This window comes from Streptomyces sp. sk2.1, from assembly GCF_008120935.1.
GTDB lineage: Bacteria > Actinomycetota > Actinomycetes > Streptomycetales > Streptomycetaceae > Streptomyces.
Genome location: NZ_RDBO01000065.1, coordinates 164,470 through 184,260, shown reverse-complemented (window position 1 = coordinate 184,260; position 19,791 = coordinate 164,470). Strand labels below are relative to the sequence as shown.

Annotated in this window: 18 protein-coding genes; 13 read left to right on the top strand and 5 right to left on the bottom strand. The window is 72.2% G+C overall.

The annotated features are described in order from the left end of the window. Window positions 1-147 precede the first annotated feature (147 nt). The gene (locus EAO76_RS23270) at window positions 148-2,127 is read left to right on the top strand and encodes an ABC transporter ATP-binding protein (protein ID WP_148837883.1); all 1,980 of its coding nucleotides are present in this window, start codon (window positions 148-150) and stop codon (window positions 2,125-2,127) included. After that, window positions 2,124-3,905 carry an ABC transporter ATP-binding protein gene (locus tag EAO76_RS23265; protein WP_148837882.1) on the top strand — a complete coding sequence of 594 codons (1,782 nt, stop codon included), beginning with the start codon at window positions 2,124-2,126 and terminating at the stop codon, window positions 3,903-3,905. Before EAO76_RS23270 ends, EAO76_RS23265 begins: the two co-directional genes overlap by 4 nt. Before the next feature lie 119 nt (window positions 3,906-4,024). Here EAO76_RS23265 and EAO76_RS23260 read toward each other — a convergent pair whose 3' ends face one another. Further along, on the bottom strand, window positions 4,025-4,816 hold the full coding sequence (locus tag EAO76_RS23260) for a metal-dependent hydrolase (protein ID WP_148837881.1): 792 nt from the start codon (window positions 4,814-4,816) through the stop codon (window positions 4,025-4,027). Between the two features lie 139 nt (window positions 4,817-4,955). Here EAO76_RS23260 and EAO76_RS23255 point away from each other — a divergent pair, with 139 nt between their 5' ends. After that, complete coding sequence (locus tag EAO76_RS23255) at window positions 4,956-7,469, top strand: RNA helicase (RefSeq protein WP_148837880.1); 2,514 nt, start codon at window positions 4,956-4,958, stop codon at window positions 7,467-7,469. Between the two features lie 46 nt (window positions 7,470-7,515). Further along, a complete protein-coding gene (locus EAO76_RS23250; RefSeq protein WP_148837879.1) occupies window positions 7,516-8,388 on the top strand; it encodes an acyl-CoA thioesterase II in 873 nt (290 codons plus the stop codon). A 10-nt stretch (window positions 8,389-8,398) separates the two neighbouring features. Here the strand turns inward: EAO76_RS23250 and EAO76_RS23245 are convergent, their stop codons facing one another. Next, the gene (locus EAO76_RS23245; RefSeq protein ID WP_148837878.1) at window positions 8,399-8,647 is read right to left on the bottom strand and encodes a DUF6011 domain-containing protein; all 249 of its coding nucleotides are present in this window, start codon (window positions 8,645-8,647) and stop codon (window positions 8,399-8,401) included. Between the two features lie 68 nt (window positions 8,648-8,715). Here EAO76_RS23245 and EAO76_RS23240 point away from each other — a divergent pair, with 68 nt between their 5' ends. Next, window positions 8,716-9,420: a hypothetical protein gene (locus EAO76_RS23240; RefSeq protein WP_262375679.1), complete on the top strand. Its 705-nt coding sequence runs from the start codon at window positions 8,716-8,718 to the stop codon at window positions 9,418-9,420. A 202-nt stretch (window positions 9,421-9,622) separates the two neighbouring features. Then, window positions 9,623-11,068 (top strand): DUF2252 domain-containing protein, encoded by a 1,446-nt coding sequence (locus EAO76_RS23235; RefSeq protein WP_148837877.1) that lies wholly within the window; start codon window positions 9,623-9,625, stop codon window positions 11,066-11,068. A 110-nt stretch (window positions 11,069-11,178) separates the two neighbouring features. On the opposite strand, the gene EAO76_RS23230 is transcribed toward EAO76_RS23235, so the two are convergent. Then, entirely contained in the window at window positions 11,179-11,613 is a 435-nt protein-coding gene (locus tag EAO76_RS23230) for a hypothetical protein (protein WP_148837876.1), read from the bottom strand. A 161-nt stretch (window positions 11,614-11,774) separates the two neighbouring features. Here EAO76_RS23230 and EAO76_RS23225 point away from each other — a divergent pair, with 161 nt between their 5' ends. From EAO76_RS23225 to EAO76_RS23215, 3 genes are all read left to right on the top strand, one after another. Next, window positions 11,775-12,356: a helix-turn-helix domain-containing protein gene (locus EAO76_RS23225; RefSeq protein WP_148837875.1), complete on the top strand. Its 582-nt coding sequence runs from the start codon at window positions 11,775-11,777 to the stop codon at window positions 12,354-12,356. Between the two features lie 69 nt (window positions 12,357-12,425). After that, on the top strand, window positions 12,426-12,968 hold the full coding sequence (locus tag EAO76_RS23220; protein ID WP_148837874.1) for a GNAT family N-acetyltransferase: 543 nt from the start codon (window positions 12,426-12,428) through the stop codon (window positions 12,966-12,968). A gap of 217 nt (window positions 12,969-13,185) precedes the next feature. After that, entirely contained in the window at window positions 13,186-13,674 is a 489-nt protein-coding gene (locus tag EAO76_RS23215) for a glutathione peroxidase (RefSeq protein WP_148837979.1), read from the top strand. Window positions 13,675-13,788: 114 nt separating this feature from the next. On the opposite strand, the gene EAO76_RS23210 is transcribed toward EAO76_RS23215, so the two are convergent. Continuing rightward, on the bottom strand, window positions 13,789-15,015 hold the full coding sequence (locus tag EAO76_RS23210) for an acyl-CoA dehydrogenase family protein (protein ID WP_148837873.1): 1,227 nt from the start codon (window positions 15,013-15,015) through the stop codon (window positions 13,789-13,791). Window positions 15,016-15,187: 172 nt separating this feature from the next. Here EAO76_RS23210 and EAO76_RS23205 point away from each other — a divergent pair, with 172 nt between their 5' ends. Then, the gene (locus EAO76_RS23205; protein WP_148837872.1) at window positions 15,188-15,838 is read left to right on the top strand and encodes a TetR family transcriptional regulator; all 651 of its coding nucleotides are present in this window, start codon (window positions 15,188-15,190) and stop codon (window positions 15,836-15,838) included. Between the two features lie 17 nt (window positions 15,839-15,855). On the opposite strand, the gene def is transcribed toward EAO76_RS23205, so the two are convergent. Then, the gene (gene def / locus EAO76_RS23200; RefSeq protein ID WP_187438754.1) at window positions 15,856-16,404 is read right to left on the bottom strand and encodes a peptide deformylase; all 549 of its coding nucleotides are present in this window, start codon (window positions 16,402-16,404) and stop codon (window positions 15,856-15,858) included. 114 nt (window positions 16,405-16,518) lie between these two features. Here def and EAO76_RS23195 point away from each other — a divergent pair, with 114 nt between their 5' ends. The 3 genes from EAO76_RS23195 (at window position 16,519) to EAO76_RS23185 (ending at window position 19,692) form a co-directional block, all read left to right on the top strand. Then, window positions 16,519-17,757 carry a MurT ligase domain-containing protein gene (locus tag EAO76_RS23195; protein ID WP_148837871.1) on the top strand — a complete coding sequence of 413 codons (1,239 nt, stop codon included), beginning with the start codon at window positions 16,519-16,521 and terminating at the stop codon, window positions 17,755-17,757. Between the two features lie 34 nt (window positions 17,758-17,791). Next, window positions 17,792-18,520: a type 1 glutamine amidotransferase gene (locus EAO76_RS23190; RefSeq protein WP_148837870.1), complete on the top strand. Its 729-nt coding sequence runs from the start codon at window positions 17,792-17,794 to the stop codon at window positions 18,518-18,520. Between the two features lie 143 nt (window positions 18,521-18,663). Next, window positions 18,664-19,692 carry a 6-phosphofructokinase gene (locus EAO76_RS23185; protein WP_148837869.1) on the top strand — a complete coding sequence of 343 codons (1,029 nt, stop codon included), beginning with the start codon at window positions 18,664-18,666 and terminating at the stop codon, window positions 19,690-19,692. The last annotated feature ends 99 nt before the right edge of the window (window positions 19,693-19,791 follow it).

The window sequence follows — 19,791 nt, the reverse complement described above, 5'->3', positions numbered from 1 at the left end:
CGGTGCTGCTCGGCCGAGCCGTTCCGGACACTGCGGCCCCGTCCGGAACGTCCAGAAAATCAATTGCTCCGACTGACGTTCCGGGGCGAACCTGGGACGGTTCGCGGCATTCGCTGCACGAACCGGCACATCGAACCATGGGACGTCATGCAGATTCGCGATCTTCCGTACTCGGATCCCGGCGACCCCGATATCCGGTCGGGCCCACGCTTTCTGCTCTGGCTCGGCCGCAACCAGCTCCGCGGGCAGCTCAAATCGATGGCCTGGGGCCTGCTGCACCAGTGTTCGCTGGCCGGTCTCCCCCTCGCCGCGGGTCTCGCCGTGCAGGCCGTCGTGGACCGTTCCGGCAACCGGCTCGCATGGGCGGGCGGTCTGATCGTGGTCCTGGGCGTGCTGATCGCCCTGGGCGACACCATGCTCCACCGCACCGCCATCACCAACTGGATCACCGCCGCGGCGCGCGTGCAGCAGCTGCTGGCGCGCAAGACCGCCGAGCTCGGCTCCGCACTGACCCGCCGGGTCGCCGCGGGCGAGGTCGTCGCCGTGTCCACCGGCGACGTCGAGAAGATCGGCTGGTTCGTCGAGGCGCTCTCCCGCTTCGCCTCGGCCGCCGCCGCCCTCGTGCTGATCTGCACGGGGCTCCTGCTCTATCTGCCGTCGCTGGGCCTCCTGGTGACCCTCTCCGTGCCCCTGCTGGCCCTGGCGGTGCTGCCGCTGCTCCCCCGGGCCACCCGGCGCGCCGACCTCCAGCGGGAGAAGGCGGGCCGGGCGACCGAGCTGGCCTCGGACACCGTCGCCGGGCTGCGGGTGCTGCGCGGGATCGGCGGCGAGGAGCTGTTCCTCGGCCGCTACCGGCGTGCCTCGCAGGAGGTCCGCGAGGCCGCGGTGCACAGTGCGCGGATGTGGTCGTTGATCTCGGCGATCCAGGTGCTGCTGCCCGGCGTGCTGCTCATCTCGCTGGTCGTGTACGGGGCGGCGCTGGCCCGGGACGGCCGGATCGAGGTCGGCCAGCTGGTCACGGTGTACAGCGCGGCGGCGCTGCTGCTGTTCCCGCTGCGGCACTTCGAGGAGATCGCGATGGCGTACTCCTTCTCCCGGCCCTCCGCCAGGCGCGCGGTGCGGGTCCTGTCGCTGGGCCGCGCGGACCGGCCGGCGAGCCTCGACACCGCGCCCACCGGTGATCTGTACGACCCGGTCACCGGGCTGATGGCCCCGGCGGGCCTGTTCACCGCGGTGGTCTGCGGCGACCCGGACGAGGCGGGACGGCTGGCCGACCTCGATCCGGCCGTCCCGGGCCAGCGCCGCCCCGTACACGACCAGCGAGATGAGCAGCACGCCGGGCAGCAGCACCTGGATCGCCGAGATCAACGACCACATCCGCGCACTGTGCACCGCGGCCTCGCGGACCTCGACGGGAACGGGGACGCGGGCGGGAACGGGGACGCGGCGAAGGACGGGGCGCCCGAAGCCGTGCCGAAGCCGGAAACGGTCCCGTCCGTCCTGCTCGGCGGCGTCCCGCTGGACGAACTCCCGCTGGACACCGCCCGGACCGCCGTGCTCGTCCAGGACAAGGACCCGGTGCTGCTCTCCGGCACGCTGGGCGAGTTGCTGGACGTGCCGTCGTCCGGCCTGGTGGCCGCCGAGGACGCGCTGGCCGCCGCCCGGTGCGGTGACGTGCTGGACGCGTTGGCGCAGGCGTCCGCCGACGCGAGCGGCGATCCGATGACCACGCGCATCACCGAACGCGGCCGTTCGCTCTCGGGCGGCCAGCGCCAGCGCCTGGCCCTGGCCCGCTCGTTGGTGGCCGACCCGGAGGTGCTGGTTCTCGACGAGCCGACCTCCGCCGTCGACTCGCACACGGAGTCCCGGGTGGCCGCCGGGATCAAGGAACTGCGCCGGGGACGCACCACCGTGGTGCTCGCCTCGTCGCCGCTGCTGCTCGACCTGGCCGACCGGGTGGTGCTGGCGCACCGGGGCACGGTCGTCGCGGTCGGTTCGCACCGCGAGCTGTTGCGCACGGAGCCCCGCTACCGGGCGGTCGTGACGCGCGAGACGGACGACGAGATCGCCGCCCCGGGTGCCGGGGACGCGTTCAGGACGATCGAGGAAATAGGGGAACGGGCATGATCGGCGTCGCGGAACCGGCGTACGACCCGGCCGCGCCGGAATCGGCGACGACCCTGCCGGTGGGTACTCCCGCCACCGTGCGGAGCTATGTGCGGGAGCTGTTGCGGCGCCATCGCGGGCCGTTCACCGTGCTGATCTCGTTCAACGCCATCGCGGTGATCGCCTCGATCGTCGGCCCGTACCTGCTGGGCGGGCTGGTCGAGGATCTCTCCGACGGGGTCCGGGACCTGCATCTGGAACGCACGGCCGGGGTGTTCGCGCTCGCGCTGGTGGTGCAGACCGTGTTCACCCGGATGATGCGGCTGCGCAGCGCGATGCTCGGCGAGGAGATGCTGGCCGATCTGCGCGAGGACTTCCTCGTGCGGTCGGTGGGGCTGCCGCCGGGGGTGCTGGAGCGGGCCGGGACGGGTGATCTGCTCTCCAGGATCACCACGGACGTCGACCGGCTGGCCAACGCGATGCGCGAGGCCGTGCCACAGCTGGCGATCGGTGTGGTGTGGGTGGGGCTGCTGCTGGGCGCGCTCGCCGTGACGGCCCCGCCGCTGGCGCTCTCGGTGCTGCTCGCGCTGCCGGTCCTGATCGTCGGCTGCCGCTGGTACTTCCGGCGGGCCCCGTCCGCGTACCGTTCGGAGGCCGCCGGTTACGCGGCGGTCGCGGCGGCACTCGCGGAGACCGTGGACGCCGGGCGGACCGTGGAGGCACACCGGCTGGGCGCGCGCCGGGTGGAGCTGTCGGACCGGCGGATCAAGGAGTGGACGGCGTGGGAGCGGTACACCCTCTTCCTGCGTTCCGTGCTCTTCCCGGTCGTCAACGCCACCTATGTGACGATCCTGGGCGCGGTGCTGCTGCTCGGCGGCTGGTTCGTCCTGGAGGGCTGGCTGACCGTGGGGCAGCTGACGACGGGTGCGCTGCTGGCGCAGATGATGGTCGATCCGATCGGCCTGATCCTGCGCTGGTACGACGAGTTGCAGGTCGCCCAGGTGTCGCTGGCCCGGCTGGTCGGTGTACGGGACGTCGAGCCGGACGCGGGTGACGCGGAGGTGGTCCCGGACGGCCGGGAGGTACGGGCCGACGAGGTGCGCTTCGGCTACCGGGCTGGGCTGGACGTCCTGCACCGGGTGTCGCTGGACGTGGCGCCGGGCACCCGGCTGGCGCTGGTCGGTCCGTCGGGGGCCGGCAAGTCCACGCTGGGCCGGTTGCTGGCCGGGATCTACGCCCCGCGCGCGGGTGAGGTGACGCTCGGCGGCGCGGAGTTGTCCCGGATGAGGGCGGAGCAGGTGCGTGCGCACGTGGCGCTGGTCAACCAGGAGCACCACGTGTTCGTCGGTTCGCTGCGGGACAACCTCCTGCTGGCCCGTGCGGGTGCCGAGGACGCGGAGCTGTGGACGGCGCTCGCGGCGGTCGACGCGGACGGCTGGGCGAGGGCGCTGGAGGAGGGGCTGGACACCGAGGTCGGTTCCGGCGGTCTGGCGCTGACCCCGGCCCAGGCCCAGCAGATCGCCCTGGCCCGGCTGGTCCTGGCCGATCCGCACACGCTGGTGCTGGACGAGGCGACGTCGCTGCTGGATCCGCGGGCCGCCCGGAACCTGGAGCGGTCGCTGGCCCGGGTGCTGGAGGGGCGCACGGTCGTGGCGATCGCCCACCGGCTGCACACCGCGCACGACGCGGACATGATCGCGGTGGTGGAGAGCGGCCGGATCAGTGAACTGGGCAACCACGACGAACTGGTGGCGGCGGACGGCGCGTACGCGGCGCTGTGGCGGTCCTGGCACGGCTGAGGGACGGCCGGTCCCGGTCCCGGGGCAACGAAAAGCCCCGGTCGGAAGGCGTGCGGTCCCGACGGGGGCCTGTGGGGCGGTCGGGGCCGGGGCACCGTGCGGTGCCCCGGCCCCGGTGGTCAGATGATGTTCAGCGCCGCCGCCCCGCCCACTCCCCCGAGCACCATGAAGGCCGGCATCAGCACCTTCAGCTCCACCCAGCTGCCGGCCCGGAACCGCATGGCCTTCGGCGGGCCGACCGGGTACCAGCGCTTGCGGCCGATCGGGATGGGCCACAGGATCGGGCAGCCCGATACGGTCAGCGCGTCACCGATGTCGTGGACGAGGGCGCCGAGCACGATCGGCAGCCCGAGCCACAGGTACTCCTGGCCGGGGGCGGTGAACAGCCAGTCCGAGCCGTTGCCCGGCTCGTCCAGGACGCCCGCCAGTATCCAGGCGCTGGTCGCGCCGAGCAGCCAGACCAGGACGTCGCTGGACATCCGGGCGGCCCGCCACAGCAGTCCTTCGACGGCCAGCACCAGGTGGACGAAGAGGATCCCCAGGACCGCCCAGCGGCCGCCGGTGACCGCCGCGGCGGAGGCCCCGGCGCCGATCAGGACGGCCCAGACCCAGGTGTGCGTCAGGGTCCGGTGACCGCCGTTGCGCTGCGAGTCGCCGCGCATCCTGGTCGCCTTGTAGACGGCGTGCGAGAGCTTGTCGACGATCTCGCAGAGCCCGCGCGAGACCGGTCCGAAGGCGCGCGAGATGGTCGCGGACTTGTGGTCGAGGTCCGGGGCGAGCGCGGCTCCGGCGGTGATGAGCGCGCCCACGACGAGGACGGGCCACGGCATCGCGTGGCCCGTGGCGGCGGCCGCGGCGCCCACCCCCAGCCAGGCCGCCGCCCCTGACAGCGAGTGTGCCGGTCCCATCATGGTGCTTCCGCCCCCAAAATCGTCCTGCCGCCGTTTGCCGTTGTGGCACGGCCGAGTTGAGTGGGCAGCGTATCGCCCATGATCTTCATACGGTCGTCCGGTTCCCTCATCCGGGCGGAAGGCAGGCAAGATGGGGGGCGTGACCCTTATCGATCAGCTGCCCCCGACCGACGACCCCGACGCCCTCTTCGAGGCTTTCTCGTCATGGACCGAGAGCCGGGGCATCTCCCTCTATCCGGCCCAGGAGGAGGCGCTGATCGAGGTGGTCTCCGGTGCGAACGTGATCCTGTCCACCCCGACCGGTTCCGGGAAGAGCCTGGTCGCGGCGGGCGCGCACTTCACCGCGCTGGCCCAGGACAAGGTCACCTTCTACACCGCGCCGATCAAGGCGCTGGTCTCGGAGAAGTTCTTCGACCTGTGCAAGCTGTTCGGCACGGAGAACGTCGGCATGCTCACCGGCGACGCCTCGGTCAACGCCGACGCCCCGGTGATCTGCTGCACGGCCGAGGTGCTGGCCTCCATCGCGCTGCGCGACGGCAAGTACGCCGACATCGGCCAGGTCGTGATGGACGAGTTCCACTTCTACGCCGAGCCGGACCGCGGCTGGGCCTGGCAGATCCCGCTGCTGGAGCTTCCGCAGGCCCAGTTCGTCCTGATGTCGGCCACGCTCGGCGACGTCCGGATGTTCGAGGAGGACCTGACCCGCCGCACCGGCCGTCCCACCTCCGTGATCCGCTCGGCGACCCGGCCGGTGCCGCTCAGCTACGAGTACCGGCTGACCCCGATCACCGAGACGCTCACCGAGCTCCTGGACACCCGGCAGTCGCCGGTCTACATCGTGCACTTCACCCAGGCCGCGGCCGTCGAGCGGGCGCAGTCGCTGATGAGCATCAACATGTGCACCAAGGAGGAGAAGGAGAAGATCGCCGATCTGATCGGCAACTTCCGCTTCACCACCAAGTTCGGCAAGAACCTCTCGCGCTATGTGCGGCACGGCATCGGGGTGCACCACGCGGGCATGCTGCCGAAGTACCGGCGCCTGGTGGAGAAGCTCGCCCAGGCGGGTCTGCTGAAGGTGATCTGCGGTACGGACACGCTCGGCGTCGGCGTCAACGTCCCCATCCGCACGGTGCTGTTCACGGCGCTCACCAAGTACGACGGGACCCGGGTGCGGACACTGCGGGCCCGGGAGTTCCACCAGATCGCGGGCCGGGCGGGCCGGGCCGGTTTCGACACGGCGGGCTTCGTGGTGGCCCAGGCGCCCGAGCACGTCATCGAGAACGAGAAGGCCGTCAAGAAGGCGGGCGACGACCCGAAGAAGAAGCGCAAGGTGGTCCGCAAGAAGGCCCCCGAGGGCTTCGTCGCCTGGTCGGAGACCACCTTCGACAAGCTGATCCAGTCCGATCCGGAGCCGCTGACCTCGCGCTTCCGGGTCACGCACACGATGCTGCTGTCCGTGATCGCGCGCCCCGGCAACGCCTTCGAGGCGATGCGGCGGCTGCTGGAGGACAACCACGAGCCGCGCCGGGCGCAGTTGCGGCACATCCGCCGGGCCATCGCGATCTACCGCTCGCTGCTGGACGGCGGCGTGGTGGAGCAGCTCGACGAGCCGGACGCGGAGGGCCGCATCGTCCGGCTCACCGTCGACCTCCAGCAGGACTTCGCGCTCAACCAGCCGCTGTCCACCTTCGCGCTGGCCGCGTTCGACCTGCTGGCCCCGGACTCCCCCTCGTACGCGCTGGACATGGTCTCCGTCGTCGAGTCGACGCTGGACGACCCGCGGCAGATCCTCGCGGCGCAGCAGAACAAGGCGCGCGGCGAGGCGGTCGGGCAGATGAAGGCGGACGGGGTCGAGTACGAGGAGCGGATGGAGCTGCTCCAGGAGGTCACGTACCCGAAGCCGCTGAGCGAGCTGTTGTGGCACGCGTACGACGTGTACCGCAGGAGCCACCCGTGGGTGGGCGACCACCCGGTGTCGCCGAAGTCCGTGATCCGTGACATGTACGAACGCGCCATGACGTTCACGGAGTTCACCTCGCACTACGAGCTGGCCCGTACCGAGGGCATCGTGCTGCGCTATCTGGCGAGCGCGTACAAGGCGCTGGAGCACACCATTCCGGACGACCTCAAGTCCGAGGACCTGGAGGACCTGATCGCCTGGCTCGGCGAGATGGTGCGCCAGGTGGACTCCAGTCTCCTGGACGAGTGGGAGCAGCTGGCCAACCCGGAGATCGAGACGGCCGAGCAGGCGCAGGAGAAGGCCGACGAGGTGAAGCCGGTGACGGCGAACGCCCGCGCCTTCCGGGTGCTGGTGCGCAACGCGATGTTCCGCCGGGTGGAGCTGGCCGCGCTGGACCGGGTCGGCGAGCTCGGCGAGCTGGACGGCGACGCGGGCTGGGACGAGGACGCCTGGGGCGAGGCGATGGACGCCTACTGGGACGAGTACGACGAGCTGGGCACCGGCCCGGACGCCCGCGGTCCGAAGCTGCTGAGGATCGAGGAGGACGCGGCGCACGGGGTGTGGCGGGTCCGGCAGGCATTCGCCGACCCGAACGGCGACCACGACTGGGGCATCAGCGCCGAGATCGACCTGGCCGCTTCCGACGAGGAGGGCCGGGCCGTCGTCAAGGTCACCTCCGTGGGCCAGTTGTGAGGGCGTCCGCCGTGCGGACACCGCAGCGAGAGTGGAGACGAACCGCATGACGAACCCCGCCGAGCGCCTGGTGGATCTGCTGGACCTGGAGCGGATCGAGGTCAACATCTTCCGGGGGCGCAGTCCCGAGGAGTCCCTGCAACGGGTCTTCGGCGGACAGGTCGCCGGGCAGGCGCTGGTCGCGGCAGGCCGGACCACCGAGGGCGACCGCCCGGTCCATTCGCTGCACGCGTACTTCCTGCGTCCGGGGCGGCCGGGGGTGCCGATCGTCTACGAGGTGGAGCGCGTCCGGGACGGCCGGTCGTTCACCACGCGCCGGGTCACGGCCGTCCAGCAGGGCCGGACGATCTTCAATCTGACGGCGTCCTTCCATCGGCCGGAGGAGGCGGGGTTCGAGCACCAGCTGCCGCCCGCCCGGGAGGTCCCGGATCCGGAGGACCTGCCGACCGTCGCCGAGGAGGTGCGCGAGCACCTGGGCGTGCTGCCGGAGGCGCTGGAGCGGATGGCCCGGCGGCAGCCCTTCGACATCCGGTACGTCGACCGGCTGCGCTGGACGAAGGAGGAGGTCAAGGGCTCCGACCCGCGCAGCACGGTGTGGATGCGGGCGGTCGGCCCGCTGGGCGACGACCCCCTGGTGCACACCTGCGCGCTGACGTACGCGAGTGACATGACGCTGCTGGACGCGGTCCGCATCCCGGTGGAGCCGCTGTGGGGACCGCGCGGTTTCGACATGGCGTCCCTGGACCACGCGATGTGGTTCCACCGGCCGTTCCGGGCCGACGAGTGGTTCCTGTACGACCAGGAGTCGCCGGTCGCGACCGGCGGCCGGGGGCTGGCCCGGGGCCGGATCTACGACCGCGGGGGCAATCTGCTGGTGTCCGTGGTGCAGGAGGGGTTGTTCCGGGCCCTGGGCTCGTAGCCGTACCTCTTCAGACGCCGGGCAGCGGGTCCTGCTCGACCTCGTGGCGGCGGGTGCGGATGTCCGGGGGCGCGGGGTGCAGTTTGGCGTCGCAGGCGGGGCCGAGGCCGGTGCGGCGCGACTCGGCGCCGGTGAGCGGGCGGCCGCACAGGCGGCAGCGCACCACCCGCCGCCGGGCGGCCGGGCCGTCCCCGGGCGCGGGCTCGGCGCCGGGGGCCGGGGCGGGGAGGGGCTCGGGGAAGAGTTCGGCGGACACCACGGAATCGATCTTCCCAGAGCGGCCGTCTACTGTGCGACTTCCGAGCACACGACGGAGGGGGCTCCCTGATGAGCAACGTGCTGGCGCTGAAGCCGGTGATGCGGCCCGAGAAGGGACGCGGGGCAGAGACAGCGGTCCCGGGGGCGGTCGCGCCCGTCGGTCATGTCGTCAAGGCGACCGACGGAACCGACGGCCTGCACCGGGAGGTGGCGCACGTGGAGCGCGAGCTGCCTCCGGGCGGCGTTCCCGCGTATCTGGCGGCCCGCAAGTCGGGGGCGCGTTCCCTCGTGCTGTGGGCGGACCCGGAGCGCCGCAACCGGCTGGCCACGCTGATCACCGAGTCCGCGTCCGACGGCGTCTGCGTCTACCGGGTGCTGGGCGCGGGTGGCGAGACGATCGGCACGCTCGTGCGGGAGAAGGCTCTCTCCGGCAAGGGGCTGCGGACCCGGTGGACGGTGGCGCAGCCCGGCTGCCCGGAGGCGGTCGGCTTCAAGGGCCGGATCTTCTGGTGGTTCGTGTGGTGGCTGCTGCTGCCCGTCCAGACGGCCATCGGCGTGGGCAGTCTCCTGAGCGGGGGCGGCGACGTGGCGCGCGGGCCGCGTCGCATCATCTGGCGGGCCGGCCGGGAGGTTCCGCTGGAGTTCCTCTCGGACGGCAACGAGATCCACGTCCACGCCTCCTGGGTCGACTGGCGGCTGGCGGCCGCGCTGGCGGCGCTGATACCCACCTTCGACAGCTGGCTGGGCACGCCCTGGGACGACAAACGGGACTGATCCGGGCCGTGCCGCCCCGACGACCTCGTCGCGCCGACCGGGCTTGCGGTGTTCCGGGCCCGGGGCCCGGAATGCCGGAAGCCCGTCGAGCCGCGATGATCGGACTCGGGGTCCGCGGGCACCTGCCGGGAAGGCGCCCGTCCCGCGGACCCGTTCCCGGTGCCGTACGGCGCGGCGCCCGCACAGTGGCAGGAGGGTCCCCATGTCCCAGGACCCGGGCTCGACGCCCCAGGACCCGGACCGGCTGCTCCGGACCGCACCGCACGCGACGCCCGAGCAGCGGGCGGCCCGCGGGAAGGCGGCCAGGCGGGACACCCCGCGTTCGAGCCACGCCGAATTCGAACCACCGGCCCACCGGCCCGATCCGCTGGGCATCCTCGAGGTCCAGTCGGCCGCCAGGCTGCCCGAACTCGTACCGATCCGCTACGGGCGGATGATCGAGTCGCCGTTCCGCTTCTACCGGGGCGCCGCCGCGATCATGGCCTCCGACCTGGCCACCACCCCGGACAGCGGGATCAGGGCCCAGCTGTGCGGGGACGCCCATCTGCTGAACTTCCGGCTGCTGGCGTCGCCGGAACGGAACCTCCTGTTCGACATCAACGACTTCGACGAGACGCTGCCCGGCCCCTGGGAGTGGGACGTCAAGCGCCTGGCGACCAGCTTCGTCATCGCGGGCCGCGCGAACGGCTTCACGGACAAGGAGCGCGCGGACATCGTGCTCACCACGCTGAGGTCGTACCGGGAGTCGATGCACCGGTTCGCCGGCATGCGCAATCTCGACGTCTGGTACTCGCGGATCGACATCGACCGGCTCAAGGAGGTGGCGGCCGGGCAGCTGGCGAAGCGCGGCCGCAGACAGCTGGACCGGGTCGCGGCGAAGGCCCGTACCCGGGACAGTCTGCAGGCGTTCGGCAGACTCACCGAGACGGTGGACGGGCAGCCGCGCATCGCGGCGGACCCGCCGCTGCTGGTGCCGGTGGCCGATCTGCTCCCGGACGTCGAGCGCGACGCGGTGCAGCAGTTGTTCCGCGGGCTGATCACGCGCTACGGACACAGTCTGCCGTCGGACCGGCGGGCCCTGCTCTCGGACTTCCGGTTCGTGGACATGGCGCGCAAGGTGGTCGGCGTCGGCAGCGTCGGCACGCGCTGCTGGATCATCCTCATGCTCGGCCGGGACGGCGACGACCCGCTCCTCCTCCAGGCCAAGGAGGCCGACGTCTCGGTCCTCGCGCCCCATGTCGGTGCCTCCTCCTGCGACAACCAGGGCGAGCGCGTGGTCTCGGGCCAGCGGATGATGCAGGCGGCGAGCGACATCTTCCTCGGCTGGGAGCGGGTGGAGGGCCTGGACGGCCGGCGCCGCGACTTCTACGTGCGCCAGTTGCGCGACTGGAAGGGGATCGCCGAGCCGGAGGAGATGGTGCCGTCCGGCATGCGGGTGTTCGGCGAGGTGTGCGGCGCCACGCTGGCACGGGCCCACGCGCGTTCCGGGGACCGGATCGCCATCGCCGCGTACCTGGGTCGCGGGCCCGCGTTCGACCGGGCGGTGGCGCGCTTCGCCGAGAAGTACGCCGACCGCAACGAGCGGGACCACCGGGCACTCGTCGACGCGGTGCGCGCGGGCCGGCTCCCGGCGGCCGAGGCGTCCTGAGACGCCCGGCCGGCCTTTCTCCGCCCCGGGGCCTCCCGCTTCGGATCATGCCGGGCTCGCGTGCCCCGACACGCGCGCCCGCCGACCCGGCCCGACCCGAACGGAAGACCCTAGGTGACCCTCTCCTTGTACGGGTCCGCGCACAGGGCCCAGATGATGAAGACGTTGATGGCGATGAGCACCAGCGCCCAGAACGGGTAGTAGGGCAGCCACAGGAAGTTGGCGAGTCCCGACAGTCCCGCGATCACGATGCCGACGACGCGCGCCCAGGCGGCGCCGGTGAACAGCGCGCAACCCGCGATGAGGATGACGATGCCCAGGATGAGGTGGATCCAGCCCCAGCCGGTGAGGTTGAACCGGAACAGGTAGTCGCGTGCGACGACGAACACGTCGTCCTTGGCGATGGCGGCGATGCCCTCGAAGATCGTCATCGCCCCGCCGAAGATCATCAGGACCGCCGCGAAAGCGGTCCAGCCGAACCGGAAGGGCTGGTGCGAACTCGTGGCGCTGGGCACCGCTCCCGGTGCGTGACCAGTGCTGGCCATTGCGGCCTCCTCGGGTAGCAGAGCGGTCCGGCGGCCCGGGTCGGGCCACCGGGGCCTCCTCCGGACAAGCCTGGCACGTCGCCACCCGTTCGGCAGAACGGACGGGGCGTGCGGCGTCGCCACGGCCCGATCCGTCTCAAGCCCGGGATATTGTCTCCGTCATGGGAGAACCCGAGGAGATGGAGCCCGACTCCGTCGATGCCCGGCTCGCCGCCCGGCTGGGCGGGCTGCGCGCCGAGCGCGGCTGGTCGCTGGACGAACTCTCGCGGCGCAGCGGGGTGAGCCGTTCCACGCTGTCCCGGCTGGAGCGCGGCGAGTTGAGCCCGACGGCGTCCCTGCTCGGCAGGTTGTGCACGGTCTACGGGCGGACGATGTCCCGGCTGCTGCTGGAGGTGGAGGCGGAGGCCCCGCAACTCGTCCCCGCGGCACGGCAGTCGGTGTGGCGGGACGATGCGTCGGGCTTCGTACGCCGGTCGGTCTCGCCGCCGCACGCCGGTCTGCGCGCGGAGGTCGTCGAGGGCATCCTCGACGCGGGGGCCGCCATCGCCTACGAGGACGCGCCCGTGCCGGGGATGGAGCAGCACGTCTGGGTACTGGAGGGAACGGTCGAGATCACCGTCGACGGCACCGCGCACACGGTGCGCAGCGGCGACTGCCTCCGCTTCCGGCTGCGCGGCCCCTCGCACTTCCACTGTCCCGGGCCGGAGCCGGTCCGCTACGCGCTGATGATCGTCCTGCCGTGACGGCCCGACGGCCCCGACGGCCGGGAAGAGGACCGCGGCATCCGTGAACCCCATGAAAGGACTCCGCCCATGACCGGGATCGTCCGTGCGTCCGGACCCGAACTGATCACCTACGCCGATGAGTTGGCCGCACTGCTGATGGACGCCGTGGACGGCGGCTCGTCGGTGGGTTTCCTCGCGCCGCTGGACCGGGGCGTGGCCGCCGCCTGGTGGCGGGAGCGGGCCGAGGCCGTCGACGCCGGTCTCCTCCAGGTCTGGATCGCCCTCGACGCGGAGCGGGTGGCCGGAACCGTCACGCTGGCCCGGGCCCGGCTGCCCAACGCCCGCCACCGCGCGGAGGTGGCCAAGTTGATGGTCCGTTCGTCGGCCCGCGGCCGGGGGCTCGGCCGGTCGCTGCTCGACACCGCCGAGCGGTCGGCCGCCGAGTCCGGCGTCACGCTGCTGGTCCTGGACACCGAGAGCGGCAGCCCCGCCGAGCGGCTCTACCGTTCGGCGGGCTGGACGCGGTGCGGTTCGATCCCGGACTACGCGGGCGACCCGGCCGGGGTCCTGAAGCCGACGACGCTCTACTACAAGGCCATCGGCCCCGCCCGGCCGGGGGCGACGGCGTAGACCGCACCGAACCGGCGGGCAGGGCACGGGAGTCCGGCGGCCCGGCCCGTATCCGGTCACGGGTCGCCCGTCGGGGTCACGCCCCGTCCGGTGCGGGACCGGGCTCCCGCAGGTCGGCGGCGTGTGCGGAATTCGAACAGCTCCGCCACCGGTTTCGTGTCGGCCGGTCGGGGGCGCGACAATGACCGCCGGTAGCCACACCTACGAGGAGGCCCTCATGACGCTGCACGACATCCCCCTGCGCACCCTCACCGGCGAACCCACCTCCCTGGCCGACTACGACGGGCGGGCGGTCCTGCTGGTGAACGTCGCGTCGAAGTGCGGGCTCACCCCGCAGTACGCGGGTCTGGAGCGGCTCCAGAACACGTACGGGGACCGCGGTTTCACCGTGCTCGGCGTCCCGTGCAACCAGTTCGCCGGCCAGGAGCCGGGGAGTGCGGAGGAGATCCAGACCTTCTGCTCGACGACGTACGGGGTCAGCTTCCCGCTGCTGGAGAAGATCGAGGTGAACGGTGAGGGGCGCCACCCGCTCTACACCCGGCTGACCGCCCTCGCGGACGAGGACGGCGAGGCGGGCGACGTCCAGTGGAACTTCGAGAAGTTCCTCATCTCGCCGGCGGGCGTGCCGGTCGCCCGGCTGCGCCCGCGCGTGGAGCCGGAGGCCCCGGAGCTCATCGCCGCCATCGAGGCCCAGCTGCCCGCCTGATCCGTTGCGTCGCGGGCCCGGCCGGGAAGCCCGGCCGGGCCCGTCCGTCGGCCGTCCCGTCCCCGGCGGCCGACGACGGGGCGGGGCGTCCGCCCCGCCCCGTTCCGTCCCGCGTCAGCGGATCGGCATGCCCGACAGGGTGCGGGCGATGACCAGGCGCTGGATCTCGCTCGTGCCCTCGAAGATCGTGTAGATCGCCGCGTCCCGGTGCATCCGCTCCACCGGGTACTCGCGGGTGAAGCCGTTGCCGCCGAGGATCTGGACGGCCTGGGCGGTGACCTTCTTCGCCGTCTCGCTCGCGTACAGCTTGGACATGGAGCCCTCGGCCGAGGTGAACGGCTTCCCGGTGGTCGCCATCCACGAGGCGCGCCAGACCAGCAGCCGGGCCGCGTCGATCTGCGTCCGCATGTCGGCGAGCTGGAAGGCGACGCCCTGGTTGTCGATGATCGGCCGGCCGAACTGGGTGCGGGTCTTCGCGTAGTCCAGCGCGACCTCGTACGCCGCGCGGGCGGTGCCGACGGCCATGGCACCGACCGCGGGGCGGGACGCCTCGAAGGTGGCCATCGCGGCGTTCTTCACCCGCTCGCCGCCGGACGCGGCCCGCTCGCGGGCCCGTGCCAGGCGCTGGTCGAGCTTGTCCTTGCCGCCGAGCAGGCAGTGACCGGGGACGCGGACGTCCTCCAGGACCACCTCGGCGGTGTGCGAGGCGCGGATGCCGTGCTTCTTGAACTTCTGGCCCTGGGAGAGGCCGGGGGTGTTCGGCGGCACGATGAACGAGGCGTGCCCCTTGGAGCCCAGTTCCGGGTCGACCACGGCGACGACCACGTGGACGTTGGCGATGCCGCCGTTGGTCGCCCAGGTCTTCGTGCCGTTCAGCACCCACTCGTCCTTGGCCTGGTCGTACACCGCGCGGGTGCGCATCGAGGCCACGTCGGAGCCCGCGTCCGGCTCGGAGGAGCAGAAGGCGGCGACCTTGACGTCGTCGGGGTCGCCGTACATCTGCGGGATCCAGGTGCCTATCTGCTCCTCGGTGCCGTTGGCCAGGACGCCCACGGCCGCGAGGCCCGTTCCGACGATCGACAGGGCGATGCCCGCGTCGCCCCAGAAGAGCTCCTCCATCGCCATCGGGATGCCCAGACCCGTGGGGTCGAAGAACTGCTGGGCATAGAAGTCGAGGGAGTAGATGCCGACCTTGGCCGCCTCCTGGATGACGGGCCAGGGAGTCTCCTCACGCTCGTCCCACTCCGAGGCCGCCGGCCGGATCACGTCCGCGGCGAAACCGTGAAGCCAGTCACGCACCTGCTTCTGGTCGTCGTTGAGTTCGAGCGTGAACTCCGCCATGTTCCCCTCCACGTACTGCCGTGAAAACCACTCGTTACTTGCGGTAACCGCAGTCTGTTACCGACAAGTAGCCTCTGTCAACCACACCGCTTCCGATCCGCGCTCCCCTGGGCAGAGTGTTACGTTGCGCAGGCAGGACGTACAGGGCACGGCCAGGGCGGGGAGAAACGACATGGAGACCACACGACAGGCCGAGCGCCAGCGGACGGCGGCCGAAAACCGCCGTCGCGAGCTGCTCGAAGCCGCCGACCGCGTGGTGCTCAGGGACGGTCCCGGCGCCTCGATGAACGCCATCGCGGCGGAGGCCGGGATCACCAAGCCCATCCTCTACCGGCACTTCGGCGACAAGGGCGGCCTCTACCGCGCCCTGGCCAAGCGCCACACCGACGCCCTGCTGATCGCCCTGCGCGCCGCGCTCGACGCCCCCGCCGAGCGCCGGCAGCGCGTCGAGTCGACGCTCGACACCTACCTCGCGGCGATCGAGGCCCGCCCCCAGGTCTACCGCTTCCTGATGCACCCCGCCGACGACGCGGCCCCCTCGACGGAGCAGGGGTTCGACGTCGGGCGGCACTCGGCTCCGCTGCTGCGCCGACTCGGCGAGGAACTCGCCCTGGTGATCGCCGAGCGGGTGGACCTCGGCCCGGACAGCGAGGCCACGGCCCGCATCTGGGGCCACGGCATCGTCGGCATGATGCACGCGGCCGGCGACTGGTGGCTCGGCGAACGCCCCTGCTCCCGCGAGCAGTTGGTGCGCAGCCTGGCGGACCTGCTGTGGGGCCGGCTGTCCGCCGCGCAGGACCGGCCCGGCGGGCCGGGCTTCTGAGGCCGGCCGACGGGCGTTCAGCCGGCGGTGCGCGCCCAGGGCGCCCGGCGGGCCGCGCGCAGCGCCCTGCGGCGGCGCAGTCCGGTCAACCGGTCCGTGTAGACGGTGCCTTCGAGGTGGTCGCACTCGTGCTGGAGGCAGCGCGCGAAGAAGCCGGTGCCGGTGACCCGCACCGGCTCGCCCTCCACCGTGAACCCCTCGACGACGGCGCGGTCGAAGCGCGGGGTGCCCGCCTCCAGCCCCGGCAGCGACAGACAGCCCTCCGGGCCGCGTACGGTGATGCCGTCCGCCTCGACGAGCGTCGGGTTGACGAGATGTCCGAGATGGCGGACGTCCTCGTCGTCCGGGCAGTCGTAGACGAACACCCGCAGCGGAACGCCGATCTGGTTGGCCGCGAGGCCGACCCCCTCGGCCGCGTACATGGTGGCGTACATGTCCTCGACGAGCCGGGCGAGCGGGGGGCCGAAGTCCGTGACGGGTTCGCAGGCGCCGTGCAGCACCGGATCGCCGAGCAGACTCATGGCGCGGATCAGGCCGGAACTGCCGGGGATCGGGCGGTTTCGCATGGCCGCAATCGTACGTTCCGCATGGCCACGGCCTCTCCGGCGGTGCCAGGGTGCGGCCGTCGCGCCGGACATCGATAGGCTGGGCACGGACCGATGCAAGGAGGATCTAGGACGATGGCAGGCAACACGGAGCCGCTGTCGCCACGGGCCAAGCTGGCCGTGACGGCGGGCAGGGCCGCGGCGGCGGTGTCGCGCGCCGCGGGGCGCGGCAGCGGATCGGTGATCGGCGGCCGGGTGGCGCTCAAGCTCGACCCCGACCTGCTGGGGCGGCTGGCGCAGCACCTGGACGTGATCCTCGTGTCGGCGACGAACGGCAAGACGACGACCACCCGGCTGATCGCCGAGGCACTGCGGGCCGCCGGCCCGGTCGTGTCGAACGCGCTCGGCGCCAACATGCCCGCGGGCATCACCTCGGCGCTGGCCGGCGGCTCGGACGCGCAGTACGGCGTGATCGAGGTCGACGAGAAGTACCTGGCCGGAGTCGCCCGCGACACGACGCCCAAGGTGATCGCGCTGCTCAACCTCTCCCGCGACCAGCTGGACCGCGCGGCGGAGACCCGGATGCTGGCGGAGAAGTGGCGTGAGGGACTGTCCGGCTCCAAGGCCGTGATCGTCGCCAATGCCGACGACCCGCTGATTGTCTGGGCGGCCTCCTCCTCCCCCAACGTGGTGTGGGTGGCGGCCGGTCAGGCGTGGAAGGACGACGCCTGGTCCTGCCCCGCCTGCGGCGGTGTGATGCAGCGTCCGGGCGACGACTGGTTCTGCGGCGAGTGCGGATTCCGCCGCCCCGCGCCGAGCTGGGTGCTGCACGGCGACTACGTGCTGGACCCGCACGGCTCGGCCTGGCCGATCCACCTCCAGCTGCCCGGCCGCGCCAACAAGGCCAACGCCACCAGCTCCGCCGCCGTGGCCGCCGTCTTCGGCGTGCCGCCGCAGGTCGCACTGGAGCGGATGTACCAGGTGCAGGCCGTCGCCGGCCGCTACGACGTGGTGACCTTCCTCGGCCGCGAGCTGCGGCTGCTGCTGGCGAAGAACCCGGCGGGCTGGCTGGAGACGTTCTCCCTGATCGACCCGCCGCCGACGCCGGTGATCCTCTCCGTCAACGCCCGCGGCGCGGACGGCACGGACACCTCCTGGCTGTGGGACGTGGACTACACCCAGCTCGCCGGTCACCCGATCTTCGTGCTCGGCGACCGCAAGCTGGACCTGGCGGTCCGCCTCGAAGTGGCCGGTCTGGACTTCCGGGTCTGCGAGACCCTCGACGAGGCCGTGCAGCAGGCCCCGCCCGGCCGCATCGAGGTCATCGCCAACTACACCGCCTTCCAGGATCTGCGCCGTCGTGTCGGCAACTGACCCCGGCCCCGGCCACCTCCGGAGAGGACGAAGCATGAGCAACAACGGTCTGCGTCTGGTCTGGGTCTACCCCGACCTCCTCAGCACCTACGGCGACCAGGGCAACGCGCTGGTGGTGGAGCGCCGGGCCCGGCAGCGCGGGCTCGACGTGCAGCGCGTCGACGTGCGCAGCGACCAGCCGGTGCCGACGTCCGGCGACATCTACCTGATCGGCGGGGGCGAGGACCGGCCGCAGCGCCTGGCCGCGGAACGACTGCGCCGCGACGGCGGGCTCAGCCGGGCCGCGTCCAACGGCGCGATCATCTTCTCGGTCTGCGCCGGCTACCAGATCCTCGGGCACGAGTTCATCAACGACCTCGGCGAGCGCGAGCCCGGCCTCGGGCTGCTCGACGTGGTCTCCACCCGCGGCGAGGGGGCCCGGTGCGTCGGTGACGTGCTGGCCGACATCGACCCGAACCTCGGCCTGCCGCCGCTGACCGGTTTCGAGAACCACCAGGGCGTCACCCATCTCGGCCCGACGGCACGGCCGTTCGCCCGGGTGAAGCTCGGCCGGGGCAACGGCACCGGCGACGGCACCGAGGGCGCGTACAACGACACCGTCTTCGGCACGTACATGCACGGCCCCGTCATGGCGCGCAACCCGCAGATCGCGGACCTGCTGCTGAAGCTGGCCCTCGATGTGAACGCCCTGCCGCCGACCGACGACCGCTGGTACGAGGCGCTGCGCGCCGAGCGCATCGCGTCCGCGACACAGCCCGCCTGATGAGGTCGGATTCGCTCGTCTGAGCAGATTCCAGCAGGTGGACGCCCGGTTCGGTCCCGCCACCCTGCGCCGGTAGGGTGGCGGGGAACCAACCGGACGACGGGGTCCGGTCGTCGGCCCACGTTGCAAAGGTTTCCCGGGCAATGCGAATTGGTGTTCTCACCTCCGGCGGCGACTGCCCCGGCCTCAACGCCGTCATCCGTTCCGTCGTACATCGCGCGGTGGTCGACCACGGTGACGAGGTCATCGGCTTCCACGACGGGTGGAAGGGCCTGCTGGAGTGCGACTACCGCAGGCTCGATCTCGACGCGGTCGGCGGCATCCTGGCCCGCGGCGGCACGATCCTCGGCTCCTCCCGGGTCCAGCCCGCCCATCTGCGCGGCGGCGTCGAGCAGGCCCGGGGCCATGTCTCCGACCTCGGCCTCGACGCGATCATCCCGATCGGCGGCGAGGGCACGCTGAAGGCGGCCCACCTGCTGTCCGAGGCGGGCCTGCCGATCGTCGGTGTGCCCAAGACCATCGACAACGACATCGCGTCCACCGACGTGACCTTCGGCTTCGACACCGCCGTCGGTGTCGCCACCGAGGCGCTCGACCGGCTCAAGACCACCGCCGAGTCCCACCAGCGGGTGCTCATCGTCGAGGTCATGGGCCGCCACACCGGCTGGATCGCCCTGCATTCGGGCATGGCGGCCGGCGCGCACGCCATCGTGGTGCCGGAGCGCCCCTTCGACATAGACGAGCTGACCGAGGTGGTCGGCAAGCGCTTCTCGGCCGGGAAGAAGTTCGCGATCGTGGTCGTCGCCGAGGGCGCGAAGCCGCGCGCGGGCTCGTCCATGGAGGTCGAGCAGGGCACCAAGGACATCTACGGGCACGAGCGCTTCGCCGGCATGGCCACCCGGCTCTCCACCGAGCTGGAGCAGCGCCTGGGCAAGGAGGCCCGCCCGGTGATCCTCGGCCATGTGCAGCGCGGCGGCACGCCGACCGCGTACGACCGGGTGCTCGCCACCCGCTTCGGCTGGCACGCGGTGGAGGCCGCGCACCGCGGGGAGTTCGGCATGATGACGGCGCTGCGCGGCACGGACATCGTGATGGTGCCGCTGAACCAGGCCGTGGAGACCCTGAAGACGGTTCCGGCGGAGCGGTACGCCGAGGCGGAGTGCGTGCTCTGAGCGACCTCCCGACCCCGGGACCGCCCCCGGCCGCAACCGCGGCCGGGGGCGGTTCTACTCTGGTCGGGACAACCGGCGCGAAACGGGGATGTCCCCAGC